The sequence below is a fragment of the Kitasatospora sp. NPDC002551 genome (genome assembly GCF_040296005.1).
Lineage (GTDB): Bacteria > Actinomycetota > Actinomycetes > Streptomycetales > Streptomycetaceae > Kitasatospora.
Map to the genome: position 1 here is coordinate 40595 of NZ_JBEOWI010000006.1, position 23307 is coordinate 63901.

Sequence of the window (23307 nt, forward strand, 5' to 3'; positions counted from 1 at the left end):
GCGCCCGGATCATCGTTCCAGATGATGAGGTCCGACATGCAGAGGTGAAGGACACGATTTGAGACCATGTCTCCCGTGAGCTACCCCTACGAAGCACCCCAGTCCCAGTCGCTCTTCGACCGCGCGTCGGTCGTGACGCCCGGCGGCGTCAACTCGCCGGTGCGCGCCTTCCGCGCCGTCGGCGGCACGCCGCGCTTCATGGTGTCCGGCACCGGCCCCTATCTGACCGACGCCGACGGCCGCGAGTACGTCGACCTGGTCTGCTCGTGGGGCCCGATGATCCTCGGCCACGCGCACCCGGACGTCCTCGACGCCGTGCAGCGGGCGGTGACTCGCGGCACCTCCTTCGGTACCCCCGGCCAGGGCGAGGTCGAGCTGGCCGAGGAGATCGTCGCCCGGGTCGCCCCGGTCGAGCAGGTCCGCCTGGTCTCCTCGGGCACCGAGGCCACCATGTCGGCGATCCGGCTCGCCCGCGGCTTCACCGGCCGGGCGAAGGTCGTGAAGTTCGCCGGTTGCTACCACGGCCATGTGGACGCCCTGCTGGCCGCCGCCGGTTCCGGCGTCGCCACCTTCGGCCTGCCGGACACCCCGGGCGTCACCGGCGCCCAGGCCGGCGACACCATCGTGCTGCCCTACAACGACCTCGCCGCCGTCGAGGAGGCCTTCCGGGCCCACCCCGGCGAGATCGCCTGCGTGATCACCGAGGCCTCGCCCGGCAACATGGGCGTCGTCCCGCCGCTGCCCGGCTTCAACGGCGGCCTGGCCCGGCTCTGCCGGGAGAACGGCGCGCTGTTCATCTCCGACGAGGTGATGACCGGCTTCCGCGTCTCCAGGGCCGGCTGGTACGGCCTGGAGGCGGCGAACGAGGGCTGGGCGCCCGACCTGCTGACCTTCGGCAAGGTCATGGGCGGCGGCTTCCCGGCCGCGGCCTTCGGCGGCCGCGCCGACGTGATGGCCCACCTCGCCCCGGCCGGCCCGGTCTACCAGGCCGGCACCCTCTCCGGGAACCCGGTCGCCACCGCGGCCGGCCTGGCCCAGCTGCGCGGCTGCACCGACGAGGTGTACGCGACCGTCGACCGGGTCGCCGGCGAGGTCTCCGGCCTGGTCTCCGCGGCGCTCGCCAAGGAGGGCGTGGCGCACCGGCTGCAGACCGCCGGAAACATGTTCTCGGTGTTCTTCACCGAGGACGCCGTGACGAACTACGCCGAGGCGAAGACCCAGGAGGCGTTCCGCTTCACCGCGTTCTTCCACGCGATGCTCGCCGAGGGCGTCTACCTGCCGCCGTCCGCCTTCGAGTCCTGGTTCGTCTCCGCCGCGCACGACGAGCGGGCGCTGGAGCGGATCGCCGCCGCCCTGCCCGCCGCCGCCCGGGCCGCCGCCGAAGCCACGGCCTAGGCCCCTTACGAGTCCCAGGAGTACTGAGAAGTGAGCGCCAAGGACATCACCGTCGTCCACCTGATGCGGCACGGCGAGGTGCACAACCCCGAGGGCGTCCTGTACGGGCGGCTGCCGGGCTACCGGCTGTCCGAGCTGGGCCGCGAGATGGCCGAGCGGGTCGCCGAGGACCTGACCGGGCGGGACATCACCCACGTGGTGGCGTCCCCGCTGGAGCGCGCCCAGGAGACCGCCGCGCCGATCGCCAAGTCGCACGGCCTGGACGTGGCCGTGGACGAGCGGCTGATCGAGGCGGAGAACATCTTCGAGGGCAAGACCTTCGGGGTGGGCGACGGCTCGCTGCGCAACCCGTCCTACTGGAAGTACCTGACCAACCCGTTCAAGCCCTCCTGGGGCGAGCCGTACCTGGAGCAGGCGGTGCGGATGATGGGCGCGCTGGCCGCGGCCCGGGACGCCGCGCGCGGGCACGAGGCGGTCTGCGTCAGCCACCAGCTGCCGATCTGGATCGTGCGCTCCTTCGTGGAGCGCCGCCGGCTCTGGCACGACCCGCGCAACCGGCAGTGCTCGCTGGCCTCGCTGACCAGCTTCACCTACGAGGGGGACCAGATCGTCTCGGTCGGCTACCGCGAGCCGGCCCGCGACCTGCTGCCGGCCCACCTGGTCGGCAAGGGCGGCAAGAGCAAGCCGGTGGGCAAGAGCTTCGGAGCCTGAGACCGGCCGCCGAACGCCGCCGAACGCCCCCGCGGGGACGGGTGATTCCGGGTACGCCGAGGAAGCCCGGACGCGCGGAACGGTGTTCATGGTTCCCGATCCGGCGTAAGAGCCGTGTGAGTAAGGCCTGGGTCACACTCCCGCGACACCAGGTACGGCGGTCCCATCGCAGGTCAGAGGGGGTCCGGCAGACAAGGCCGGACCCCCCGGGGCCCGCCCGCGACTCCATGCGAAACTTTTCACATGTCTGGCATGACGCGCCCCCGTCCCCGTGTCGCCGCCGCCGCGGTCACCGCCGCCGCTGCCGCGCTGGTCCTCACCGCTTGCAGCTCCTCCGGTTCCTCGACCAGTGGCGACGGACAGATCGGCTTCGTCACCGCCAAGGGCAGCAACATCTCGACCGCCGCCGTCGGCCACCGCCAGGACGCGCCGGACATCGGCGGCACCACCCTGGAGGGCACCCCGGCCAAGCTCTCCGACTACCGGGGCAAGGTCGTCGTGCTGAACGTCTGGGGCTCCTGGTGCGGCCCGTGCCGCTCGGAGGCCGACGACCTCCAGCGGGTCTGGGAGAAGTACCAGGACCAGGGCGTGCAGTTCCTCGGGATCAACACCCGGGACACCGAGATCAAGAACGCCGTCCGCTTCGAGCAGGAGAAGGGCGTCACCTTCCCCAGCATCTACGACCCGGCCGGCGCCGAGCTGCTCAAGTTCCCCAAGGGCAGCCTCAACCCGCAGTCCATCCCGACCACCCTGGTGGTCGACCGGGACGGCAAGCTGGCCGCCCGCGCCGTCGGCGGCCAGACCGACGACGCCCTGGAATCGATGCTCCAGCCGATCGTGGCGGAGCGGCAGCGGTGAGCGCGGCGCTGCAGCTCGCCGACACCACCGGGACCATCCAGAGCGGGGCGCTGCTGCTGGCGGCGCCGATCGCGGTGGCGGCCGGCCTGCTGTCCTTCTTCTCGCCGTGCGTGCTGCCGCTCGTCCCCGGCTACCTGTCGTACGTCACCGGCTTCTCCGCCTCGGACCTCGCCGACGCGCGCGGGGTCCGCCGCGGCCGGATGCTGGCGGGCGCGCTGCTGTTCATCCTCGGCTTCACCGCCGTGTTCGTCTCCGGCGGCGCGCTGTTCGGCTTCTTCGGCCAGACGCTCCAGGAGCACAAGCGGGTCATCTCGATCGTGCTCGGCGCCGTGACGATCGTCATGGGCCTGGCCTTCATGGGCCTGGTGCCCGGGCTGAGCATGCGTGAGCTGCGCTCGCACCGCCGCCCGGCCGTCGGCCTGCTCGGCGCGCCGATGCTGGGCGTGGTGTTCGGCGTCGGCTGGACGCCCTGCCTCGGTCCGACCATGTCGGCGATCCAGACGCTGGCCTTCAACGAGGCGGACGCCGGTCGCGCCGCCCTGCTGATGACCGCCTACTGCCTGGGCCTGGGCGTACCGTTCGTCGTGGCCGCGGTGGCCTTCCGGCGGGCGCTGGGCGCCTTCGGCTGGGTCAAGCGGCACTACCCGCTCGTGATGCGGATCGGCGGCGGCATGCTCGTCGTGGTCGGTCTGCTGCTGGTCACCGGGGCCTGGGACTCCATGGTGAGTGACCTGCAGAACCAGTTCGCCGACTTCCAGATCGGAATCTGACCCGTGACCAAGACCACGACCGATCGCGAGCAGCGCGAGGCCGCCGCCGCGCAGGGCGCGGCCGAGGAAGCGGCCGAGCGGCTCACCACCGCCCCGGCCGACTCCGACGGCCCCGCCGGCATCGGCGTGCTCGGCTGGCTGCGCTGGATGTGGCGCCAGCTGACCTCGATGCGGGTCGCGCTGATCCTGCTGTTCCTGCTCTCGCTGGCGGCCATCCCCGGCTCGCTGATCCCGCAGAACGGCCAGAACCAGTTCAAGGTCCAGGCCTGGAAGGCGCAGCACACCACGGTCGCGCCGATCTACGAGAAGCTCCAGCTGTTCGACGTCTACAGCTCGGTCTGGTTCTCGGCGATCTACATCCTGCTGTTCGTCTCGCTGGCCGGCTGCATCGTCCCGCGCACCTGGCAGTTCGTCGGTGTGCTGCGCTCGCGCCCGCCGGCGGCGCCGCGCAACCTGACCCGGATGCCGGTGTACGCGGCCTGGCGGACGGACGCCGACGCCGCGGCCGTCAACGCCGCCGCCCACCGGCTGCTGCGCGGGCGGCGCTTCCGGGCGCACCTGGACGGCGGCGCGGTGGCGGCCGAGAAGGGCTACCTGCGCGAGGTCGGCAACCTGGTCTTCCACCTGTCGCTGTTCGCGCTGCTCGGCGGCTTCGCCTGGGCGAGCCTGGCCAGCGGCACCGGCGGCAAGCTGCTGGTCGAGGGCGAGGGCTACTCCAACACCATCACGCAGCTGGACGACTTCACCGGCACCCGGTTCTACGGCACCGGCGACCTCGACCCCTTCTACGTGAAGCTGGACAGCTTCACCGCGAAGTTCCAGAACAACGGTTCGCAGGTCGGCAGCGCGCGGCAGTTCACCGCGGGCGTCGAGTACTACGAGGGCAGCGACCCGTCGAAGCTCAAGCAGGGCAGGATCGAGGTCAACCACCCGCTGGAGATCGGCGGCAGCAAGTTCTACCTGATCGGCCACGGCTACGCCCCGGTGATCACGGTGCGCAACGGCGCGGGCGACGTCGTCTACACCGGCGCGACCCCGTTCCTGCCGCAGGACGGCAACCTGACCTCCACCGGCGTCATCAAGGTCTCCGACTACGGCGAGAAGGACGGGAAGAAGACCCAGCTGGGCCTGTCCGGCTTCTTCCTGCCGACCGCGCCGGAGGCCTTCGACCGGAACACCGGCCCGCGCTCGCTGTTCCCCGGTGACGCGGACCCGGCGCTGGTGCTGAACGTCTACGCGGGCGACCTGGGCACCGACTCCGGCCTGCCGCAGAACATCTACCAGCTCAACACCAAGAACCTGACCCAGCTGGAGCAGGACGGCCAGCCGGCCAAGGCCCGGCTGAAGCCGGGCCAGGGCTGGACGCTGCCGGACGGCTACGGCACGGTCACCTTCGAGGGCTACAAGCAGTGGGCGAGCTTCAACGTCTCGCACCGCCCGGGCAACGGCATCGCGCTGGTCGGCGCGGTGGCGGCGATCGCCGGCCTGATCGGCTCGCTGTTCATCCAGCGGCGCCGGATCTGGGTGCGGGCGGTGGCCCTTCCGGACGGCGGCACGCTGGTCGAGCTGGCCGGGCTGGGCCGCAGCGAGTCGGCGAAGATCGCCGAAGAGCTCGCGACGCTCGCGGTGGACCTCCAGGACGACGCGCCCGCGCTCGACGACGAGCCCGATGACGAGCCCGACGAGAGCGGCACCACCGAGGCCGACGAGGCCTCGGCACCCGAAAGAACCGCAGTCCCCGCAGACCCGAACTCCAAGGAGTAGACGGTGCACCTCGCCTCGTCGGTCGACCCGCAGCTGGCCGACCTGTCCAACAAGCTGATCTATTCGGCGATGGCGGTCTACCTGATCGCCATGTTCGCCTACATGTTCGAGTGGACCTTCGGTGCCAAGGGCACCGTGGCCGTCCGCTCCACCGAGCAGGCGGGCCTGGCCGAGACGGTCGCCGAGGCCAAGGCCAAGGGCGCCAGGAAGGTCACCGTCACCGTCGCCTCGGCGGGCGGCGGCACCACCACGCTCACCCGCACCGCCCTGGCCGGCGAGGGTGCCACGGTGGTGACCAGCGGGCGCGGCGACGAGGACGTCGACGGGCCCGGCGCGGCCGGCACCAGCGAGAAGGCCGACCTGTCCGGCCGGATCGCGGTCTCGCTCACCGTCCTCGGCCTCCTGCTGCACGTGGGCGGCGTGCTCACCCGCGGCCTCTCGGTCTCCCGCTGGCCGTGGGGCAACATGTACGAGTTCTCCTGCGCCTTCGCGCTCGCCATGGCGCTCGCCTTCGTCGGGCTGCTGCTCGCGAAGAAGCCGGTCCGCTGGCTCGGCCTGCCGGTCACCCTGGCCGTCGTGCTCACCCTCGGCGTCGCCACCGAGGTGCTGTACACCGAGTCCGAGCAGCTCGTCCCGGCGCTGCACTCGTACTGGCTGGCGATCCACGTCTCCACCGCGATCGTCTGCGGCGGCGCCTTCTACGCGGGGTTCATCTCCGCCCTGCTGTACCTGGGCAAGGACTCCTTCGACAAGCGGATGGCGGCCGGCCTGGCCAAGGGCCCGCTCGGCACCTCGCCGTCGATCTGGCGCCGGCTGCCCGCCGCCTCGACCCTGGACAAGCTGTCCTACCGGATCAACGCCCTGGTCTTCCCGCTGTGGACGTTCACCATCATCGCGGGCGCGATCTGGGCCGAGGCCGCCTGGGGCAAGTACTGGGAGTGGGACCCGAAGGAGACCTGGTCGTTCATCACCTGGGTCGCCTACGCCTGCTACCTGCACGCCCGCGCCACGGCCGGCTGGAAGGGCCGCAAGGCCGCGTACCTGGCGCTCGCCGCCTTCGCCTGCTGGCTGTTCAACTACTACGGCGTGAACATCTTCGTCACCGGCAAGCACTCCTACGCGGGGATTTGACCGGGACCGGAAACCACCCACCGGCCCGGCACTCCCCAGGAGGAAGCCGGGCCGAGGTGCGACAGGGGTAGTTCGTGCCGGCCGCCCGGTCCGGTACGGAGAGGAACTGAGGAGGAAATCGCGCAATGGAGTGCGACGAGGTCATGCTGACCGTCCGAATCACCGCCGCCGAGCAGCTGCTGCTCCGCCGGCTCGCCCAGGGACACCGCAGCGACGTGTCCGAGGTGGTGGCCGACGGGCTGTTGGACATCATCCCCACGTTCAGCTCGCCGGCCGACGCCTACCGGCTGCTGGGCGCCCTCGCGGCCCCCGCGCCGTGCGCGCTGACCGTCTGGCTGCCGACGCCGCTGGCCGACCTGCTGGTGCCGGGCGCGGCCCGGATCGCCCAGGTGACGCAGGTGCGGATCGGCTCGGCCAGCGCGATGCTGGGCGCCGCGCTGCGGCTCTGGCTGGCCCAGGACCCGGGCCGGCTGGCGGAGAACCTCTCGGTGATGCACGCCGGGCGGCCCTCCGCGCTGGTCGCCGCCTGATCCGCCGGGCCCGGTGGCGCCGTCCTCGGCCGGCGGTGCGCGGTCGCCGGGGCGGTGCCGCCGGGGCGGGGGCTCAGCTGGCGAGCGGCAGGCCGCGGCGGGCCGGGGCCGGCGCGGCCTGGGCCGGGCCGCCGTCGGCCGGTCCGGTGAGCAGCCGGGCCTCGGCCACCGTGCGGCCCTCCTGCACCAGCAGGACCCGCAGCGGCGCCCGCCGTCCGCTGCCGCCACCGGTCTCCTGCCCCGCCTCCCGGACGGCCCGCACCACACAGGGGCGGTCCGGCGCGATCGGGTCGTGGAAGGACGTCACCAGCTCCAGCGGCACCACCCGGTCCGGGTGGTGCAGCCGCTGGGCGGCCTGCCGGGCGGCCTCCAGGACGAGCATCCCCGGCAGGTGGCCGGGCGCCGGGTCCATCGGGTCGAACAGCACCGGGTGACCGGCGTCCGCGCGCAGCAGCCAGCTGCCTGGCAGCAGCGCGGGGCCGAGCACCACGTCGGCGGCCTGCTGGCGGCCCACCAGTTCCGGGGCGGTGGCCTGGTCCGGGAGCCTGAGCGGGGCGGCGGCCGGGCCGGGGCCGCGCAGCCGGTCGTAGGCGGCGGGGGAGAGGATCCGCAGGCCGCCGAAGCCGCGGCCGACCGGCCGGCCGTCGCGTTCGACCTCGGCGTGCACCCGCAGGGCGGCCAGCCGGCCGTGCCGCATCCGGACGTCGTGGCAGCTGATCCGGAGCATCAGCTCGGTGGGGGCGGGGGCGACCGCGAGCCCCTCCAGGCCGGCCGGGCCGAGCGTGTAGCCGAGCTCGTCGAGCACCGCGTGGTGGTCGTGCGGGACGCCGAAGCCGGCGTGGCCCACCAGAAGGGCGGCCTGCCGGACCGTCTCGGCCATCAGCACCGGGTCGTGGTGCCGGTCGCCGGGCAGCCGGTAGAAGCCGTGCAGGCGCGGCCACTGGGCGCCGAGCAGGAAGTCGTAGGGGCCGGTGGCCTGCCAGCCGGTGATGAGCACCTCGGCGACCGAGGAACGGCGCACCAGGTGCCGGGAGACGGTCCGCTCGTGGAAGTCGTAACGGCCGGGGTGGGGATAGGGGGCGTCGCCGTCCATCGCGCTGAACACTGGCATGACGGGCCCCACTCCCGGGTGTCGGTCGGCCGGCCGTGCGGGCGGCCCGGGGAAAACATACAGGCCACCCGGTTTCTGCTTCCCCCGAGGGGTCGCCGTCGGCGCGCACCCGTGGTGCCCACCGTACCCGGGCCCCGGCCTGCGGCAACGCCTGGCCGCCTCGCTCGGGCCCCCGGACGGGGCCCGATCCCCCCTGGACGGCGGGGGCCGAACAGGGGCTAGATTAGATACCAACCATGCGGTTTCGGGCGGGCGCGGCGCGCCACCGACGGTCCGCAGACGGGGGCGCCGCGCCATCGACGGCGGCGCCGTGACAGCAACCGGGCGGGCCGGAGCTCGCCGCGGCCGGGGCCGGAGGGGCCGAGTGGCTAAGCAGGAACGGGCGGGGCGAACCAGGCAGGCCGTGCTGCTCGCCGCGGCGGACACCTTCGCCGACGCGGGCTTCGAGTCGGCCAGCCTGGTCGACATCAGCCGCCGGGCGGGCGTCAGCAAGGGCGCGCTCTACTTCCACTTCGTCTCCAAGCAGGCGCTGGCCGACGGGGTCCGCACCGAGGCCGCCGACACCGTCGGCCTCGCCGTGCTGCGGGCGCTGCGCGGTGGCGGGCCGGCCGTCCAGGAACTCGTCGACCTCACCCACGAACTGGCCCGGCTGCTGCGCGAGGACGTGGTGGTCCGGGCCGGTGTGCTGCTGGGCCTCGGCGGCCGGCCCGCGGACTGCCCGACCGGTGGGGTGGTCGCCCCGGCCGGTTCGCCGCCGGAGCCCTCGGCGGATGCCTGGCGGAGCCTGACCGCCGTCTTCCGCACCCTGCTCGACCGGGCCTCGGCGGCCGGCGAGCTGCGCCCCGGTCTCGACCGGGGGCAGGCGGCCGAACTGCTCACCACCCTGGCGGCCGGGCTGGTCCTGTTCGCCGCCGAGTCCACCGGCCGGCTCGCCCCCGCGGCGATCACCGGCCTCTGGTCGGCCGCCCTGCCGTCCCTCGTCCCGCCGGACCGCCTGCCGGCCTACCGGATCCGGGCGATCGGGTGCCCCGCCCCGAGCGCGGTCTAGGGGGCGCCGGCCGTCCGCGCCGGGTCAGAGCACCCCGGAGGCGAGCGGGCGAACGGCAGCGTTCAGGCGGGTCAGGGTGCGCGGTTCCACCAGGCCGGGAAGCAGAAGTGCCCAGAGGTCGGCCATCCGCTGCAGCAGGTCCTTGCGGTCCGTCAGCACCTGCGAGCTGAGCTGGATGCCGGTCACCGCACCGGTGATCACCCCGGCGGCGGCCGCCGGCCGCACCCCGGGATGGAGTTCGCCGGCGTCCTGCGCGTGCTCCAGCAGCTCGCGCGCCGCGTCCGTCCAGCCCTGGTACGCGCCGATCTGCGGCTGGGTGAAGCTGCCGTGCTCGATCGTCAGCCGGATCGCGCCGCGCAGCAGCGGGTCGTTCAGCAGCGAGTGCGCGAAGGCGTAGCCGAGGTCGATGACGGTCTGCATCGGGCTGTCGGAGGCGGGCCGCCAGGTGGCCAGCCAGGACCCCTGGCCCTCGATCACGGCGAGCGCCAGCTCCTCCTTGGACGGGAAGTGGAAGTAGAGCGCGCCCTTGGTGACGCCGGCCCGTTCCAGGATCTCGGCCATGGTGGCGCCCGCGTAGCCGCGTTCGTCGAACACCTCGGCCGCGGCGCGCAGCACCGTCTGGCGGGTCGCCAGCGCCCGGGCCTGCCTGGCCATCGCAGTCTCCCTGGTGTCGAGTCGTCGGCAGGGCTGGATCCTACGGGGCCGGGCCGGGCGTCGGCCCGCGTACCGTGCGGTAGCGATCCTTTCGAGCCGTTCCGGGCACTGGTGCGCGCCGGTGCGCGCCGGTCGCGCGGCCCCCGGGGGAGGAACGCCGCCGGCCGGCCACCCGTGTGCGCGGGTGGCCGGCCGGCGGTCGGACGGGTGCCGTCCGGGTCCTCGGTCGAGCCGTCAGGCGGCCCACTGCCAGCTGACCGGCGAGTAGTACGCCGGGCGGCGCTCCAGGCGCTGCCAGTTGGCGATCGGCTCGACCGGCGAGGCGGCGGCCGCCGCCTGCTGGGCGGCCGCGGCGCGGGCCATCAGCACGGCGGTCAGGGCGGCGAGCTCCTCGTCGGTGAGCGAGCCGCGGACGATGCGGACGAGTGGTTCGGCGGAAGCGGTCATGGTCCGGTCTTCTCCCGGCGGATGGTGGTGGGTCGGTCGTCGTCGGCGCGCCCGGCGGTGCTGTGCCGGCCGGGCGGTGCTGCTACATCGGGGGGTTGCCGTGCTTGCGGCTCGGCAGGTCCGCGTGCTTGGTGCGCAGCATGGCCAGCGAGGACGCCAGGACCTGGCGGGTCTCGGCGGGGTCGATGACGTCGTCCACGAGACCGCGCTCGGCCGCGTAGTACGGGTGCATCAGTTCGTTCTTGTATTCCTTGATCTTCTGCGTGCGCATCGCGTCCGGGTCGTCGGCGGCGTTGATGTCCCGGCGGAAGATGACGTTGGCGGCGCCCTCGGCGCCCATGACGGCGATCTCGTTGGTCGGCCAGGCGAAGGAGAGGTCGGCCCCGATCGAGCGCGAGTCCATGACGATGTAGGCACCGCCGTAGGCCTTGCGCAGGATCAGCTGGATCCGCGGAACGGTCGCGTTGCAGTAGGCGTAGAGGAGCTTCGCGCCGTGCCGGATGATGCCGTCGTGCTCCTGGTCGACGCCGGGCAGGAAGCCGGGGACGTCGAGCATGGTGACCAGCGGGATGTTGAAGGCGTCGCACATCTGGACGAAGCGCGCGGCCTTCTCGCTGGCGTTGATGTCCAGGACGCCGGCCAGCGACTGCGGCTGGTTGGCGATGATGCCGGTGACGTGGCCGTCGATCCGGGCGAGGACGCAGAGCACGTTGGTGGCCCAGCGCTCGTGGACCTCCAGGTACTCGCCGTGGTCGACGATCTCCTCGATCACCTTGCGCATGTCGTACGGCCGGTTGCCGTCGGCCGGCACCAGGTCGAGCAGCGACTCGTTGCGGCGGTCCACCGGGTCGTCGTTGACGGCGGCCGGCGGCATCTCGCGGTTGTTCTGCGGCAGCAGCGACAGGAGGAAGCGGACCTCCTCGATGCAGGACTGCTCGTCGTCGTAGACGAAGTGCGAGACGCCGGAGACCCCGGCGTGCACGTCGGCGCCGCCGAGCCCGTTCTGGCTGATCTTCTCGCCGGTCACGGCCTGGACGACGTCCGGGCCGGTGATGAACATCTGCGAGGTCTCGCGGACCATGAAGACGAAGTCGGTGAGGGCGGGCGAGTAGGCCGCGCCGCCGGCGCACGGGCCGAGCATCACGGAGATCTGCGGGATGACGCCGGAGGCCTTGGTGTTGCGCTGGAAGATGCCGCCGTAACCGGCCAGCGCGGTGACGCCCTCCTGGATGCGGGCGCCGGCGCCGTCGTTGAGCGAGACCAGCGGGGCACCGGCCGCGATGGCCATGTCCATGATCTTGTGGATCTTCTGGGCGTGGGCCTCGCCGAGCGCGCCGCCGAAGATCCGGAAGTCGTGGGCGTAGGTGAAGACCGTCCGGCCGTGCACGGTGCCCCAGCCGACGACCACGCCGTCGGTGTGCGGCTTCTTCGCCTCCAGGCCGAAGCCGGAGGCGCGGTGCCGGCGCAGCGGCTCGACCTCGCGGAACGAGCCCTCGTCGAGCAGCAGGTCGATGCGCTCGCGGGCGGTCAGCTTGCCCTTGGCGTGCTGGGCCTCGGTGGCCTTCTCACTCGGGCCGCGGCGGACCTGCTCGCGCAGTTCGTGCAGCTCCGCGACCCTGCCCCGCACGTCGGCGGGGGCTTCGGGGGCGTCGTCGTCGACCGGCGCCTGGTGCACAACCGTCATCTCGAACCACTCCAAAGGTGAGGGAACTGTCCGACAGCCAACGTCTGCGATGCCCCCGGCTGCGAATCACTTCTTCACTTATGACTGTACGAGGGGCCGCACGCTGGTTTCGGCGTCGATTCCGTACAAGGTCGCGTCCGTTTAGATGTCAGGGCTGCACAGAAACCGAAGCGTTTCGGCCCGTGCGACCGGTAGCTGTTCGATTACCCCGGGCTGTCGCCGAGATGGCCCCGGGGTGAGCTGAACATGAGGAAACGTGCAGGTCAGGGCTGTCTCCGTGAATACTGCCCGACGCGGCTCAAGGGCTGCTCAAGGGGCGCTTGGTACGGCGGTGAAGGCCGTGCCGACGAGGCGGTGGTGCCCTCCCAGTCGTAGGGATGCGCCAAAAACACCGCAGCCCACCCGGTGGATGCCGGGTGGGCTGTCCGGGCGATCCGGGGTCAGCCCCGCCGGCCCTCGTCCGGATCCTCCTTGCCGCGCAGCTCGTTCTCGCGGCGGCGCAAATCCGCCTCCCACTGCTTGAGCATGTCCTCGTGCTCGTTGTTGTGCTTCTTCAACGAGGCGAGGAACTCGGGGTCGTCGTCCGGGGCGAGCGGGCGCCCGTCGCGCCGGCGGTCGTACGCCGGGCCGTTCGCGCCGTAACCGCCGGCCGGGGCGGTGCGCACCGCGCGCTGCTTGCCGGCCACCAGCCAGGCGATCGAGCCGACGAGCGGGAAGAGCAGCACGATGATCACCCAGACCACCTTGGGGAGGTGCTTCACCTCCTCCTCGGGGGTGGTCAGGCAGTCGATGAAGGCCCACACCCACAGGGCGAGCGGGAGCACGAAGGTCAGGATCCTCAGCACGGCGGCGATCTCCCCCGGGCGGCGTCGGTGGCGGTCGGGCCCCTCGGAACGGCCGCCGCTGACGGTGCGCCGCGTCAAGGGGGCCCTTGACACAGGCCAGGCTAGCGGGTGGCGGATACTGGCAGGCATGGCATACGACGATCTCCGCTCGTTCCTGCGGGCCCTCGACCGCGAAGGCGACCTCAAGCGCATCAAGGCGGAGGTGGACCCCCATCTGGAGATCGGCGAGATCGTCGACCGGGTGCAGAAGGCCAAGGGCCCGGCCCTGCTGTTCGAGAACGTCAAGGGCTCGACGATGCCGCTGGCGATGAACGTCTTCGGCACCGAGCGCCGGCTCGCCAAGGCGCTCGGCCTCAAGGGCCCGGAGGAGATCGGCGACAAGATCTCCGGCCTGCTGAAGCCGGAGCTGCCGCAGGGCTTCACCGGCTTCCGGGACGCCTTCGGCAAGCTCGCCTCGATGGCCCACGTGCCGCCGAAGCACGTGAAGTCCGGCGACGCCCCGGTGCAGGAGGTGGTGCTCACCGGCGAGGACGTCAACCTGGACGAGCTGCCGGCGCTGTTCACCTGGCCGATGGACGGCGGCTCCTTCTTCAACCTGGGCCTCACCCACACCAAGGATCCGGACACCGGGATCCGCAACCTCGGCCTGTACCGGCTGCAGCGGCACGACCGCCGCACCATCGGCATGCACTGGCAGATCCACAAGGACAGCCGCAACCACGCCGCGGTGGCCGCCAAGCGCGGCGAGAAGCTGCCGGTCGCGATCGCCTTCGGCTGCCCGCCGGCCGTCACCTACGCGGCCACCGCGCCGCTGCCGGGCGACATCGACGAGTACCTGTTCGCCGGCTTCGTCGCGGGCGAGCGGGTGCGGATGGTGGACTGCAAGACCGTCCCGCTGCAGGTCCCGGCCGACGCCGAGGTGGTCCTGGAGGGCTGGCTGGAGCCCGGCGAGCTGCTGCCCGAGGGGCCGTTCGGCGACCACACCGGCTTCTACACGCCGCAGGAGCCCTTCCCGGCGCTGACCATCGACTGCGTGACCATGCGCCGCCGGCCGATCCTGCAGTCCATCGTGGTCGGCCGCCCGCCGACGGAGGACGGCCCGCTCGGCAAGTTCACCGAGCGCTTCTTCCTGCCGCTGCTGAAGATCATCATCCCGGACATCGTCGACTACGACCTGCCCGAGGCCGGCGGCTTCCACAACTGCGTGATCGTCTCGATCGACAAGAAGTACCCGAAGCACGCGCAGAAGACCATGCACGCCATCTGGGGCGCGCACATGATGTCGCTGACCAAGCTGATCATCGTGGTGGACTCCGACTGCGACGTCCACGACTACCAGGAGGTCGCCTGGCGGGCCTTCGGCAACGTCGACTACAGCCGCGACCTCACCGTGGTGGAGGGTCCGGTCGACCACCTCGACCACGCCTCCTACCAGCAGTTCTGGGGCGGCAAGGCGGGCATCGACGCGACCCGCAAGCTGCCCGAGGAGGGCTACACCCGGGATGGCGGCTGGCCCGAGATGGTCAGCTCCGACCCGGCGACCGCCGCCCTGGTGAGCCGTCGCTGGAAGGAGTACGGGCTGTGAGCACCGCCGCCGCCCTCCCCGAGGTGCCGCCCGGCAAGGTCAAGGCCTTCCTGCGGCTGGTGATGATCGAGCACTCGGTCTTCGCCCTGCCGTTCGCCTACATCGCCGCGCTGACCGCGATGTTCCTGGCCGACGAGCGGGTGCACTGGGCCGAGCTGTTCATCGTGACGGTGTGCATGGTGGGCCTGCGGACCTTCGCCATGGCGGCCAACCGGATCATCGACCGGGAGATCGACGCCCGCAACCCGCGCACCGCGGGGCGCGAGCTGGTCACCGGCGCCGTCTCGCTGAAGACCGCGTACGTGGGCTCGGCCCTCGCCCTGGTGGTCTTCCTCGGCGCGGCCGCGCTGCTGAACCCGCTCTGCCTGGCGCTCGCGCCCGTCGCCGTGGTGCCGATGGTCGTCTACCCGTACGGCAAGCGGTTCACCGACTTCCCGCAGGCGATCCTGGGCCTGGCCCAGGCGATGGGCCCGGTGGGCGCCTGGCTGGCCGTCACCGGCAGCTGGTCCTGGGACGCGGTCGTGCTCGGCGCGGCCGTCGGCATCTGGATCGGCGGCTTCGACCTGATCTACGCCTGCCAGGACGTCGCGTCCGACCGGGCGGGCGGCGTGCGTTCGGTGCCGGCGCGCTTCGGCGTCCCGGCGGCGATCCGCGGCGCGCGCGGCTGCCATGTGCTCACCACGCTGCTGCTCGGCTGGTACGCGGTGCTGACCGACGCGGGTGCGGCGTTCTGGATCGGCCTGCTGGTGGTCGCGGGCGCCTTCGTCTACGAGCACACCATCGTCAAGCCGAACGACCTGTCGCGGCTGAACCGGGCGTTCTTCCAGACGAACGGCTTCGTCGGCATCTCGCTGTTCTTCTTCGCGCTGGTGGACCTGGTGGTGCGCGGCCTCGGCGTCTGAGGCCGCGCCCCGCCGGGGCCCCTACTTCCCGCCCTCGTCGAGCGTGTGCTTGACGAGGGCGTTCGCGTGCCCGTGCCCGAGCCCGTGCTCCTCCTTCAGCCAGGCGACCAGCTCCATGTGCCTGGTCAGCGGCGAGGAGCGGATCAGCTCCTTCCAGTGCGCGATCGGCTGCCCGTACGTCTTCTCGATGGACGGGAAGTAGCTGGCGGGGCCCTTGGCGGCGGGGGTGGCGGTCATGGTGGGGCTCTCCTTCTTCGTTCGTTGTTCATAGGACCGGACGCGGCGTGAAAACTCATCGGTCGCGGGGGGTGACCCGGATCACATCCCGGGCGGCCCGGGCGGGGGCGAGGATCGGCCAGTCCGCACACCGCGCCGGCCTGCGGGGATGCGGGTGGACCTCCCGGCCCGCGGTGCGCCGGGGTGGCCGGAAATCGTGTGTCATTTGACCTGTGACATTGTTCTGACCTTCGGTCGGTGACAGGATCCACGCCAAATCTCCTTCCTTCAGCCCGACCCCACGTCGGGCTGCCCCCACTCGACGAAGGATTCCGCGTGCTCCTGCGCACCAGACTCTCCATGCTCGCGGCAGGCGTCGTCGCCTGTTGCGCCACGGCCACCGCCGTGCTGCCGGCCCAGGCCTTCGCGGCGCCCCCCGCCGCCACCGCCACCACCCCCGGCCCGGCTCCGACCACGCCCACGGCCGGCCCCGTCGGCCTCCCGGCCCCGACCACGACGACGGGTTCCGAGGACCACGCCGAGCCCGCCGCCCCGCTGCCCCCGGCGCTGCTCGGCGCGACGCGCCTGGCCGACCCGGCCGAGGCGGGCGCCCCCGCCCAGTTCAAGTCCCTCGCCGTGCAGAGCTGCACCGCGGCCGACTTCGCGGCCCGCACCGGGGCCGACCTGGTCGCGTTCATCAAGAGCTCGACCCCGGACTGCATCAAGTCGCTGTACAGCGGCGGCAAGGCCGACCCGAGCATCTTCCAGCAGTCCCGGATGCTGTCCGTCGCGGCCGCCCTCAAGGACCTGGCGGCCGGCTACACCGGCGACAACTCGACCGGCATCGCGCAACTGGTGAAGTACCTGCAGGTGGGCTACTTCATCCAGTTCAACTACCCGGCCGCGGCCGGCCCGTACACCCCCGCGCTCGCCGCCGCCGTCTCGTCCGCCCTGGACACCCTCTTCGCGGGCACCCGCTGGCGCGACGTCACCGAGGACAACGGCCGCATCCTCAAGGAGGTGGTGTGGCTGACCGACAGCGCCAACCTCCAGGCCCGCTACATGGGCGTCTACAAGCGGATCCTGGACGGGTACGACAACTCGTACAACGCGTTCCCGCAGATGATCAGCGCGGTCAACTCCGTGCTGTTCTACCCGCTCTGGGGAGGCTACCGGAACGCGGACTTCGTCCGGGCGCTCGCGGCCGACCCGGCCCTCATCAACTCGCTCACCGACTTCGCGATCAACCACAGGGACCTGCTCGGCGGGCCCAACGCCGTCCTCGACACCAACGCGGGCAACGACCTGGCCCGGTTCGCCGGAACCAGCCCCGCCGCCGAGGCCCTGGCCAAGCCCCTGGTCAAGAAGGTGCTGGACTCCGCGCCGCTCCTCACGCCGCACGCGCCGCTGTACGTGTACACGGCCGTCCAGGCCGCCTACTACAACGGCGGTCAGTGCTCGTACTACGGCATCTGCGACCTGCCCGCCAAGCTCACCTCGGTGGTCCTGCCGAACCAGCTGGTCTGCGACAACCGCATCCTCCAGGCGCAGGCCCTGTCGGCCGCCGAACTGGCCACCGCCTGCGAGAGCCTGCGCAGCCAGGACGCGCTCTTCCACAACACGGTCAAGGACAACGGGCCCATCCCGAACCAGTACGCCAAGAACGTCACCTTCGGGATCTTCGCCAACAAGACCGACTACACGACCTACTCGTGGGCGATCTACGGCAACGACACCGACAACGGCGGCCAGACCGTCATGGACGCGACCGACCCGAACAAGCGGGCCGTGACCGTGATGTACCAGAAGGCCTGGAACGTCAACGACCCCGCGCGGGTTTGGAACCTCAACCACGAGTACACCCACTACCTCGACAGCATCTACAACCTGAAGGGCAACTACGACACCCAGTCGTCCGTTCCGAACAAGTGGTGGGTCGAGGGCCTCGCCGAGTACGTCTCGTACAGCCACCGCGGCGCCACCGACGTCGACGCGATGGCCCAGGCGGCCAAGCACACCTACAAGCTCAGCACCCTCTTCCAGAACACCTACGCCAACTCGGACTCGACCCGCACCTACCCGTGGGGCTACCTGGCCGTCCGGTACATGCTGGAGAAGCACCCGGCCGACGTCCAGGCGATGCTGGAGCGGTTCCGCGCCGGTGACTACCCCGGCGGCTACGCGGTCTACAACAACCTCGGCACCTCCTACGACGCCGACTTCGACGCCTGGCTCACCGCCTGCGCCGCCGGCGCCTGCTACGCGGCCGGCCCGACCTCGCTGTTCGACACCATGGTGAACGGCGCGACCGTCAGCGTGAGCGAGCGGTCCGTGCAGACCGGCCCGGGCCGGATCACCTCCTGGCACTGGACCTTCGGCGACGGCACCTCCTCGGACGAGCGCAACCCGAGCCACACCTACGCGGCGGCCGGCTCGTACACCGTCGCCCTGACCACCACCGACGACACCGGCCGCAGCGCCACCTCCCCGGCCACGGTCACCGTGACCGCCGCCCCGGCCACCCTGCCGACCTGCACCGAGCCGCGCACCGACGCGATGGGCAAGAACTGCTCGCGCACCGGCCGCGCCGCGACCGCCGGCAACACCGACTACCTGTACGTCTACCTGCCGGCCGGCACCACCACCCTGAAGGTCACCGCCTCCGGCGGCACCGGCACCGCGCACCTGTACTACAACGCGGACACCTGGGCCTCGCCGAAGGCCTTCACCGCCTCCTCCACCGCCACCGGCACCACCCAGTCCATCACCGTCACCAACCCCACGGCCGGCTACCGCTACCTCAGCCTGCACGCCGTGACCGACTTCAGCGGCGTCACGATCAGCACCGAGTTCTGATCCCTGAAGCACGGCGACCGACGCCCGGCCGGGACTTCCCGGCCGGGCGTCGAAGCGCTGTGTGCGGGCGGGGGCCGTGCGCCAGACTGGCCGGATGGTGATGAACACGGCGGCGGCACTCGCCCACGGCGCGGAGCTGCTGCGCTCGGCGGAGCCGGCCGAACGGGCGGCCGGCTGCGACCTGGTGGGCGAGGCGGCCGACCGCGACGAGGCGGTCCGGGCCGAGGCGGCGGCCGTGCTGCTCGCACACGCCGAGCGGGAGCGGGACGGGAGCGTCCTGGCCTGGCTGGCGAGGGCCCTCGGGCGGACCGGCGACGGGCGGGCGGTGCCCGTCCTGGTCGCCCTGGCCGGTCACCCCGACGCCGGGGTACGGCGACAGGTCGCCTCCGCGCTCTCCCTCGACGAGGTGGCCGCCGGCCCGCCGGACGCCCCCGGTGTCCGCGCGCTCCTCACCCTGACCCGCGACCCCGACCCGGACGTCCGCGACTGGGCGACGTTCACGCTCGGGTTCCAGTGCGCGGCGGACGGCCCGCAGGTGCGGGCGGCGCTCTGGGAGCGGACCGGGGACGAGCACCCGGACGCCCGGGAGGAGGGCATCCGCGGCCTGGCCCGGCGGCGCGACCCGCGGGCCGTGCCGCTGATGCGCGAGCTGCTGGCGGATCCGCAGGGCGCGGCCGTGCTCACCTTCGGGGCGGCGGAGATCCTGGGCGCCCCCGAACTGCTGCCGCTGCTGGAGGACTACGACCCGGACGACCCCGGGGTGGCGCAGGCCCTCGCCGCCTGCGATCCGGCGCGGCGGGCCCGGCTGGACGGCGCGGCCTGGGAGCTGGTGCACGCGCTGGAGCGGTTGCGGCCCGACCTGGCGGCCGCGGTGTGGGCGGCCCGCTGCGAACCCGGGCTGACCCTGGGCGTCGGCGGCACCCCCGACGGGCCGGTCCACGACGTCGGGGCGCTCCTGACCCGGGCGGGCGGCGACCCGCTGCGGGCGGCCGAACTGGTGGGATCCGATCACCCGACGACCGGCACGCCCCGAGGCGGGCCCTAACATCGGCCCATGAGCGACACCGGCGACTGGAAGTCCGACCGCGTCGGCAGCGCCCTGCGCGGCGAGAACCCCACCGTCGTCCGGCGGCTGGCCGCCGGCTTCGCGGTGATGGGGGACGTGCAGTTCCTGCCCGGCTACGCGATCCTGCTCACCGACGAGCCGGGCGTCGAGCGGCTCACCGACCTGCCGCGGGCCCGCCGGCTGGCGTACCTGGAGGACCTCGACCGCCTCGGCGAGGCCGTCGAACGCGCCTGCCGGGCGGCCGACCCGGCCTTCCGCCGGGTCAACCTGGAGATCCTCGGCAACACCGACCCGATGCTGCACGCCCACGTCTGGCCCCGCTACGACTGGGAGCCCGCCGACCTCGTCCGCCTGCCCGTCTGGCTCTACCCCCGCACCCACTGGACCGCCCCGACCCACCCCCTCACCCCCGCCCACGACCCCCTGCGCACCGCCATCGGCGCGGAGCTGGATGCGCTGGGGTAAAGGCCAGTGGTGCAGACCACTCGTTCTCGTGAATCCGCTGACCGGGGGCGGGACGGGTGGCCGACTCGCGCCTACGCTGCGGGACATGGACATCGCCATCGTGCTCTTCGACGACTTCGAGCCGCTCGACGCGATCGGGCCGTACCAGGTGCTCGGCTACCTTCCGGGGGCCACCGTGCGGTTCGTGGCGGCGGGCGGGCGGGGGCCGGTGGCCGACAGCATCGGCGGGATGCGGCTGGAGGTGCCCGCCCGGTACGCGGACGTCGCGGCGTGCGACGTGCTGCTCGTGCCGGGCGGGCACGGCACCCGGCCGCTGATGGGCGACGAGGCCTTCGTCGGCTGGCTGCGCCGGGTGCACACGACCACCCGGTTCACCGCTTCCGTGTGCACCGGTGCGCTGCTGCTCGGGGCCGCCGGGCTGCTCGACGGCCTCGCCGCCACCACGCACTGGGCGGCCGCCGGCGAACTGGCCGCGTACGGTGCCACCTACACCCCCGAGCGGGTGGTGCGCCGCGACCGGATCGTCACGGCGGCCGGAGTCTCGGCCGGCATCGACATGGCGCTCCACCTCGCCGCCCTGCTCACCGACGAGACCACCGCCCGGGCGATCCAGCTGCACGCCGAGTACGACCCCCGCCCGCCCTTCGACAGCGGCTCCTGGGCGAAGGCCTCGCCCGCCGTCCGGGAGCGGATCAGGGAACTCTAGGGCCCGCCTTCGCAGCGAGGAAGGACTCCAGGGCGGCGGCCAGCGCGACCGGTGTCTCGTGCATCGGGTAGTGGCCGCTGGCGGGCAGCTCCCGCACGTCGGCGTTGGGGTAGTGGACGAGGAAGGTGGCGCGCATCGCCTCGGCGGTCAGCAGGAGGTCGTGCTCGCCGGCGAACACCCGGACCGGTACGGGGTTCCCGGCGACCGCCTCCACCAGGTCGGCGGTGGCCCAGTCGCGCACGTAGCGGCCGAACGCCTCGCGGGTGGACAGCTCCAGCGAGCGGTCCACCATCCCGTCGAGCCAGGCCCGGCCGGCCCGCCGCCCGGTCACCAGGTCCAGGATCTCGTACCGCTTCGCCCGGTCCTCGGCCGCGCCGTAGAACAGGGCCTCGCCGTCCGCGTCCATCGGGTACGGCCCGGCCGGGACGGGCGCCAGCCCGGCCAGCTTCCGCACCCGGTGCGGCGCCCGGGCGAGCACCTGCTGGGCGGCCTTGCCGCCCATCGAGTGCCCGACCAGCGAGAACTCCGGCCAGCCGAGCTGGTCGGCCAGCGCGAGCGCGTCGTCCGCGATCTCCGCCAGCGTGTAGGCGCCGGGCACGTCCTTGCGCTCGCCGTAGCCCCGGTAGTCGAGGAACGCGTAGGAGAAGGCGGAGCCGTCCAGGTAGTCCGGGAACGGCCCCCACCCGGCGCTGGTGCCGAACCAGTCGTGCAGCACCAGGACCTTGTGGGCGCCGGTACCGACCAAGCGGTGAGGGATCGTCATGCCCCGCTTACTGCCCGCCGGAGCCGGTCGCCGAACCCCGCACCCCCAGCACGCGCCGGTACGCCAGGCCCGGCCGTCCGCCGACGACCGCCTCGCCCTCCTCGGTGAAGCCGGTGCGGGCGAGCACCGCCCGGGAGGCCGCGTTGTCGACCGTGGTCACGGCGGTCAGATCGCGCAGCCCGTACTCCCCGGCCGCCAGCCGGCACACCTGCTCGACGGCCGCCCGCGCCATGCCCCGTCCGGCGGCCGACTCGCCGACCCGGTAGCCGAGTTCGGCGCTGCCGCCCGCGGCGTCCACCAGGTTGACCCGCCCGACGATCCGCCCGCCGGCGTCCAGCACCACGTGGAAGTGGCAGGTGCCGTCGGCCTGTTCGGCGAGCAGCGCCCGGTGCCGGCCGGCGAACCCGGTCGCCGTGAAGTACGCGTCCCCCCGGTCCGGCACCGACCGCGCGAACCACGCCCGGTTCTCCCGCTCGAACGCCAGCACCGCCGCCGCGTGCCCGTCCGCCAGCCGCTCCAGCCGGATACCGCCACCTGTGATCATCCGCTCATGGTCATGTCCTGCGGCGACCGCTGTCCAGCGTGGACAATGCCGGTATGACAGAGGCGGGCGAGAGCGCACCGATCCTCCCGGTGCCGCGGGCGGAGGCCGTCGTCGGGCCCTGGCGCGAGCGGTACGACCCGTCGGCGCGGCTCGGCGTTCCCGCCCGCGTCACGGTGCCGCACCCGTTCCCGCCGGCCGACCGGCTGGACGCCGCGGTGCTCGGCGGCCTCGGCGAACTCCTCGCCGCCAGGGCCGACTTCCCCCTCTCCGCCCACCACGAAGGAGCGCCATGATCGGTCGGCTGCAGTGCCTCGTCCTCGACTGTCCGGACCCGGCGGTGCTGGCCCGGTTCTACGCCGGGCTGCTCGGTGGCGAGGTGGACCGGCCGGACCCGCGCTGGTCGCTCGGCGAGGACTGGTCCACCCTGCACACCCCCACCGGCCAGGTGCTCTGCTTCCAGCGCGTCGCCGACCACCGTCCGCCCCGCTGGCCGGACCCGGCGCACCCGCAGCAGGCCCACCTGGACGTCGACGTCCCCGACCTCGCCACCGCCGAGCCGGCCGTCCTCGCCCTCGGTGCCACCCTCCTCCACGACGCGGGCCGCTGGCGGATCTACGCCGACCCCGCCGGTCACCCGGTCTGCCTCCTCCCGGCCCACCCCTGAGCGTTCGGGGAGGTCAGCCGGCCGGAGCCCAGAAGCCGGTCAGCCGCGCGCGGCCGGGTCCGAGGCTCCGCCAGGGGCCGTCGACCGCGAGGACGGCGACGGCGGCGGTGGGGAACCCGGACCGCGCCACCTGCCGGGACAGCCCGTCCTCCGCCGCGTCCCGGCCCCGGGCCGCGAGGACGGCGACCAGGTCGTGGAGGCTCGGATTGTGGCCGACCACGACCAGGTCGCCCGAGCCCTCCGGCGTCTCCCGCAGGATCCCGATCAGCGCGTCGACCCCGGCCTCGCGGCGGTGGATGTCGACGCTGACGTCGTAGATCCGCCGCTCGTGGACGGTCGCGGGCGCCTCGGGGAGCGCCGCGCGGACGAGCTCCCAGGTCTCGCCGGTGCGCCGGGCGCTGGACACCCGCGCGAGGCCGGGCGCGACGCCGGACGCGGCGAGCCATCGTCCGGTCAGGGCGGCCTCGGTGCGGCCCCGCTCGTCCAGCCGCCGCTCGTGGTCGACCGCGGTCTCCCGTTCGGCCCGCGCGTGGCGGACCAGGACGATCCTCCGGGCGCCGTCGGCGGTCATGGTGCCTCCCCTTCCCCGGGC

Annotated in this window: 25 protein-coding genes; 16 read left to right on the forward strand and 9 right to left on the reverse strand. The window is 72.9% G+C overall.

The window, feature by feature from the left end; genetic code table 11:
- The first annotated feature begins 66 nt into the window (after positions 1-66).
- The 7 genes from hemL (at position 67) to ABT093_RS08070 (ending at position 7159) form a co-directional block, all read left to right on the forward strand.
- Positions 67-1395, forward strand: a complete 1329-nt coding sequence (gene hemL, locus ABT093_RS08040) for a glutamate-1-semialdehyde 2,1-aminomutase (RefSeq protein WP_350561646.1) — start codon at positions 67-69, stop codon at positions 1393-1395.
- A 63-nt stretch (positions 1396-1458) separates the two neighbouring features.
- On the forward strand, positions 1459-2106 hold the full coding sequence (locus tag ABT093_RS08045) for a histidine phosphatase family protein (RefSeq protein WP_350561955.1): 648 nt from the start codon (positions 1459-1461) through the stop codon (positions 2104-2106).
- Between the two features lie 252 nt (positions 2107-2358).
- The gene (locus ABT093_RS08050; RefSeq protein ID WP_350561648.1) at positions 2359-2964 is read left to right on the forward strand and encodes a TlpA family protein disulfide reductase; all 606 of its coding nucleotides are present in this window, start codon (positions 2359-2361) and stop codon (positions 2962-2964) included.
- Entirely contained in the window at positions 2961-3734 is a 774-nt protein-coding gene (locus ABT093_RS08055) for a cytochrome c biogenesis CcdA family protein (RefSeq protein ID WP_350561650.1), read from the forward strand. Before ABT093_RS08050 ends, ABT093_RS08055 begins: the two co-directional genes overlap by 4 nt.
- 3 nt (positions 3735-3737) lie before the next feature.
- Entirely contained in the window at positions 3738-5498 is a 1761-nt protein-coding gene (gene resB, locus ABT093_RS08060) for a cytochrome c biogenesis protein ResB (protein ID WP_350561652.1), read from the forward strand.
- A 3-nt stretch (positions 5499-5501) separates the two neighbouring features.
- The gene (gene ccsB / locus ABT093_RS08065) at positions 5502-6629 is read left to right on the forward strand and encodes a c-type cytochrome biogenesis protein CcsB (protein ID WP_350561654.1); all 1128 of its coding nucleotides are present in this window, start codon (positions 5502-5504) and stop codon (positions 6627-6629) included.
- Between the two features lie 143 nt (positions 6630-6772).
- A complete protein-coding gene (locus tag ABT093_RS08070; RefSeq protein WP_350561656.1) occupies positions 6773-7159 on the forward strand; it encodes a hypothetical protein in 387 nt (128 codons plus the stop codon).
- A 73-nt stretch (positions 7160-7232) separates the two neighbouring features.
- Here ABT093_RS08070 and ABT093_RS08075 read toward each other — a convergent pair whose 3' ends face one another.
- Positions 7233-8270: a ScbA/BarX family gamma-butyrolactone biosynthesis protein gene (locus ABT093_RS08075; protein ID WP_350561658.1), complete on the reverse strand. Its 1038-nt coding sequence runs from the start codon at positions 8268-8270 to the stop codon at positions 7233-7235.
- Positions 8271-8634: 364 nt separating this feature from the next.
- Here ABT093_RS08075 and ABT093_RS08080 point away from each other — a divergent pair, with 364 nt between their 5' ends.
- Positions 8635-9318: a ScbR family autoregulator-binding transcription factor gene (locus tag ABT093_RS08080; RefSeq protein WP_350561660.1), complete on the forward strand. Its 684-nt coding sequence runs from the start codon at positions 8635-8637 to the stop codon at positions 9316-9318.
- Between the two features lie 24 nt (positions 9319-9342).
- On the opposite strand, the gene ABT093_RS08085 is transcribed toward ABT093_RS08080, so the two are convergent.
- The 4 genes from ABT093_RS08085 to ABT093_RS08100 all read right to left on the reverse strand — a co-directional run bounded on the left by ABT093_RS08085 (position 9343) and on the right by ABT093_RS08100 (position 12948).
- The gene (locus ABT093_RS08085) at positions 9343-9972 is read right to left on the reverse strand and encodes a ScbR family autoregulator-binding transcription factor (RefSeq protein WP_350561662.1); all 630 of its coding nucleotides are present in this window, start codon (positions 9970-9972) and stop codon (positions 9343-9345) included.
- Between the two features lie 234 nt (positions 9973-10206).
- Positions 10207-10419 (reverse strand): acyl-CoA carboxylase subunit epsilon, encoded by a 213-nt coding sequence (locus tag ABT093_RS08090; RefSeq protein ID WP_350561664.1) that lies wholly within the window; start codon positions 10417-10419, stop codon positions 10207-10209.
- An 82-nt stretch (positions 10420-10501) separates the two neighbouring features.
- Positions 10502-12103: an acyl-CoA carboxylase subunit beta gene (locus ABT093_RS08095; RefSeq protein ID WP_350561666.1), complete on the reverse strand. Its 1602-nt coding sequence runs from the start codon at positions 12101-12103 to the stop codon at positions 10502-10504.
- A gap of 440 nt (positions 12104-12543) precedes the next feature.
- Complete coding sequence (locus tag ABT093_RS08100; RefSeq protein ID WP_350561668.1) at positions 12544-12948, reverse strand: PLD nuclease N-terminal domain-containing protein; 405 nt, start codon at positions 12946-12948, stop codon at positions 12544-12546.
- A gap of 127 nt (positions 12949-13075) precedes the next feature.
- Between ABT093_RS08100 and ABT093_RS08105 the strand changes: the two genes are divergently transcribed.
- Both ABT093_RS08105 and mqnP read left to right on the forward strand, forming a co-directional pair.
- Positions 13076-14533 (forward strand): menaquinone biosynthesis decarboxylase, encoded by a 1458-nt coding sequence (locus ABT093_RS08105; protein ID WP_350561670.1) that lies wholly within the window; start codon positions 13076-13078, stop codon positions 14531-14533.
- On the forward strand, positions 14530-15435 hold the full coding sequence (gene mqnP, locus ABT093_RS08110; RefSeq protein WP_350561672.1) for a menaquinone biosynthesis prenyltransferase MqnP: 906 nt from the start codon (positions 14530-14532) through the stop codon (positions 15433-15435). The genes ABT093_RS08105 and mqnP overlap by 4 nt, the downstream gene beginning before the upstream one ends.
- Positions 15436-15456: 21 nt before the next feature.
- Here mqnP and ABT093_RS08115 read toward each other — a convergent pair whose 3' ends face one another.
- Positions 15457-15672, reverse strand: a complete 216-nt coding sequence (locus tag ABT093_RS08115; RefSeq protein WP_350561674.1) for a DUF4287 domain-containing protein — start codon at positions 15670-15672, stop codon at positions 15457-15459.
- Positions 15673-15987: 315 nt separating this feature from the next.
- Between ABT093_RS08115 and ABT093_RS08120 the strand changes: the two genes are divergently transcribed.
- From ABT093_RS08120 to ABT093_RS08135, 4 genes are all read left to right on the forward strand, one after another.
- Complete coding sequence (locus tag ABT093_RS08120; RefSeq protein ID WP_350561676.1) at positions 15988-18507, forward strand: collagenase; 2520 nt, start codon at positions 15988-15990, stop codon at positions 18505-18507.
- Between the two features lie 94 nt (positions 18508-18601).
- Positions 18602-19552, forward strand: a complete 951-nt coding sequence (locus tag ABT093_RS08125; RefSeq protein ID WP_350561678.1) for a HEAT repeat domain-containing protein — start codon at positions 18602-18604, stop codon at positions 19550-19552.
- A 9-nt stretch (positions 19553-19561) separates the two neighbouring features.
- Entirely contained in the window at positions 19562-20038 is a 477-nt protein-coding gene (locus ABT093_RS08130; RefSeq protein ID WP_350561680.1) for an HIT family protein, read from the forward strand.
- Between the two features lie 85 nt (positions 20039-20123).
- Entirely contained in the window at positions 20124-20744 is a 621-nt protein-coding gene (locus ABT093_RS08135) for a DJ-1/PfpI family protein (RefSeq protein ID WP_350561682.1), read from the forward strand.
- On the opposite strand, the gene ABT093_RS08140 is transcribed toward ABT093_RS08135, so the two are convergent.
- Positions 20731-21507 carry an alpha/beta fold hydrolase gene (locus ABT093_RS08140; protein ID WP_350561684.1) on the reverse strand — a complete coding sequence of 259 codons (777 nt, stop codon included), beginning with the start codon at positions 21505-21507 and terminating at the stop codon, positions 20731-20733. The genes ABT093_RS08135 and ABT093_RS08140 overlap by 14 nt on opposite strands.
- A 7-nt stretch (positions 21508-21514) precedes the next feature.
- Entirely contained in the window at positions 21515-22051 is a 537-nt protein-coding gene (locus tag ABT093_RS08145) for a GNAT family N-acetyltransferase (RefSeq protein ID WP_350561686.1), read from the reverse strand.
- Positions 22052-22104: 53 nt separating this feature from the next.
- Between ABT093_RS08145 and ABT093_RS08150 the strand changes: the two genes are divergently transcribed.
- Both ABT093_RS08150 and ABT093_RS08155 read left to right on the forward strand, forming a co-directional pair.
- Positions 22105-22344, forward strand: a complete 240-nt coding sequence (locus ABT093_RS08150; RefSeq protein WP_350561687.1) for a 2'-5' RNA ligase family protein — start codon at positions 22105-22107, stop codon at positions 22342-22344.
- Positions 22341-22715: a VOC family protein gene (locus ABT093_RS08155; protein ID WP_350561689.1), complete on the forward strand. Its 375-nt coding sequence runs from the start codon at positions 22341-22343 to the stop codon at positions 22713-22715. Before ABT093_RS08150 ends, ABT093_RS08155 begins: the two co-directional genes overlap by 4 nt.
- 13 nt (positions 22716-22728) lie before the next feature.
- On the opposite strand, the gene ABT093_RS08160 is transcribed toward ABT093_RS08155, so the two are convergent.
- Positions 22729-23286 carry a SixA phosphatase family protein gene (locus tag ABT093_RS08160; RefSeq protein ID WP_350561691.1) on the reverse strand — a complete coding sequence of 186 codons (558 nt, stop codon included), beginning with the start codon at positions 23284-23286 and terminating at the stop codon, positions 22729-22731.
- Positions 23287-23307: the final 21 nt, after the last annotated feature.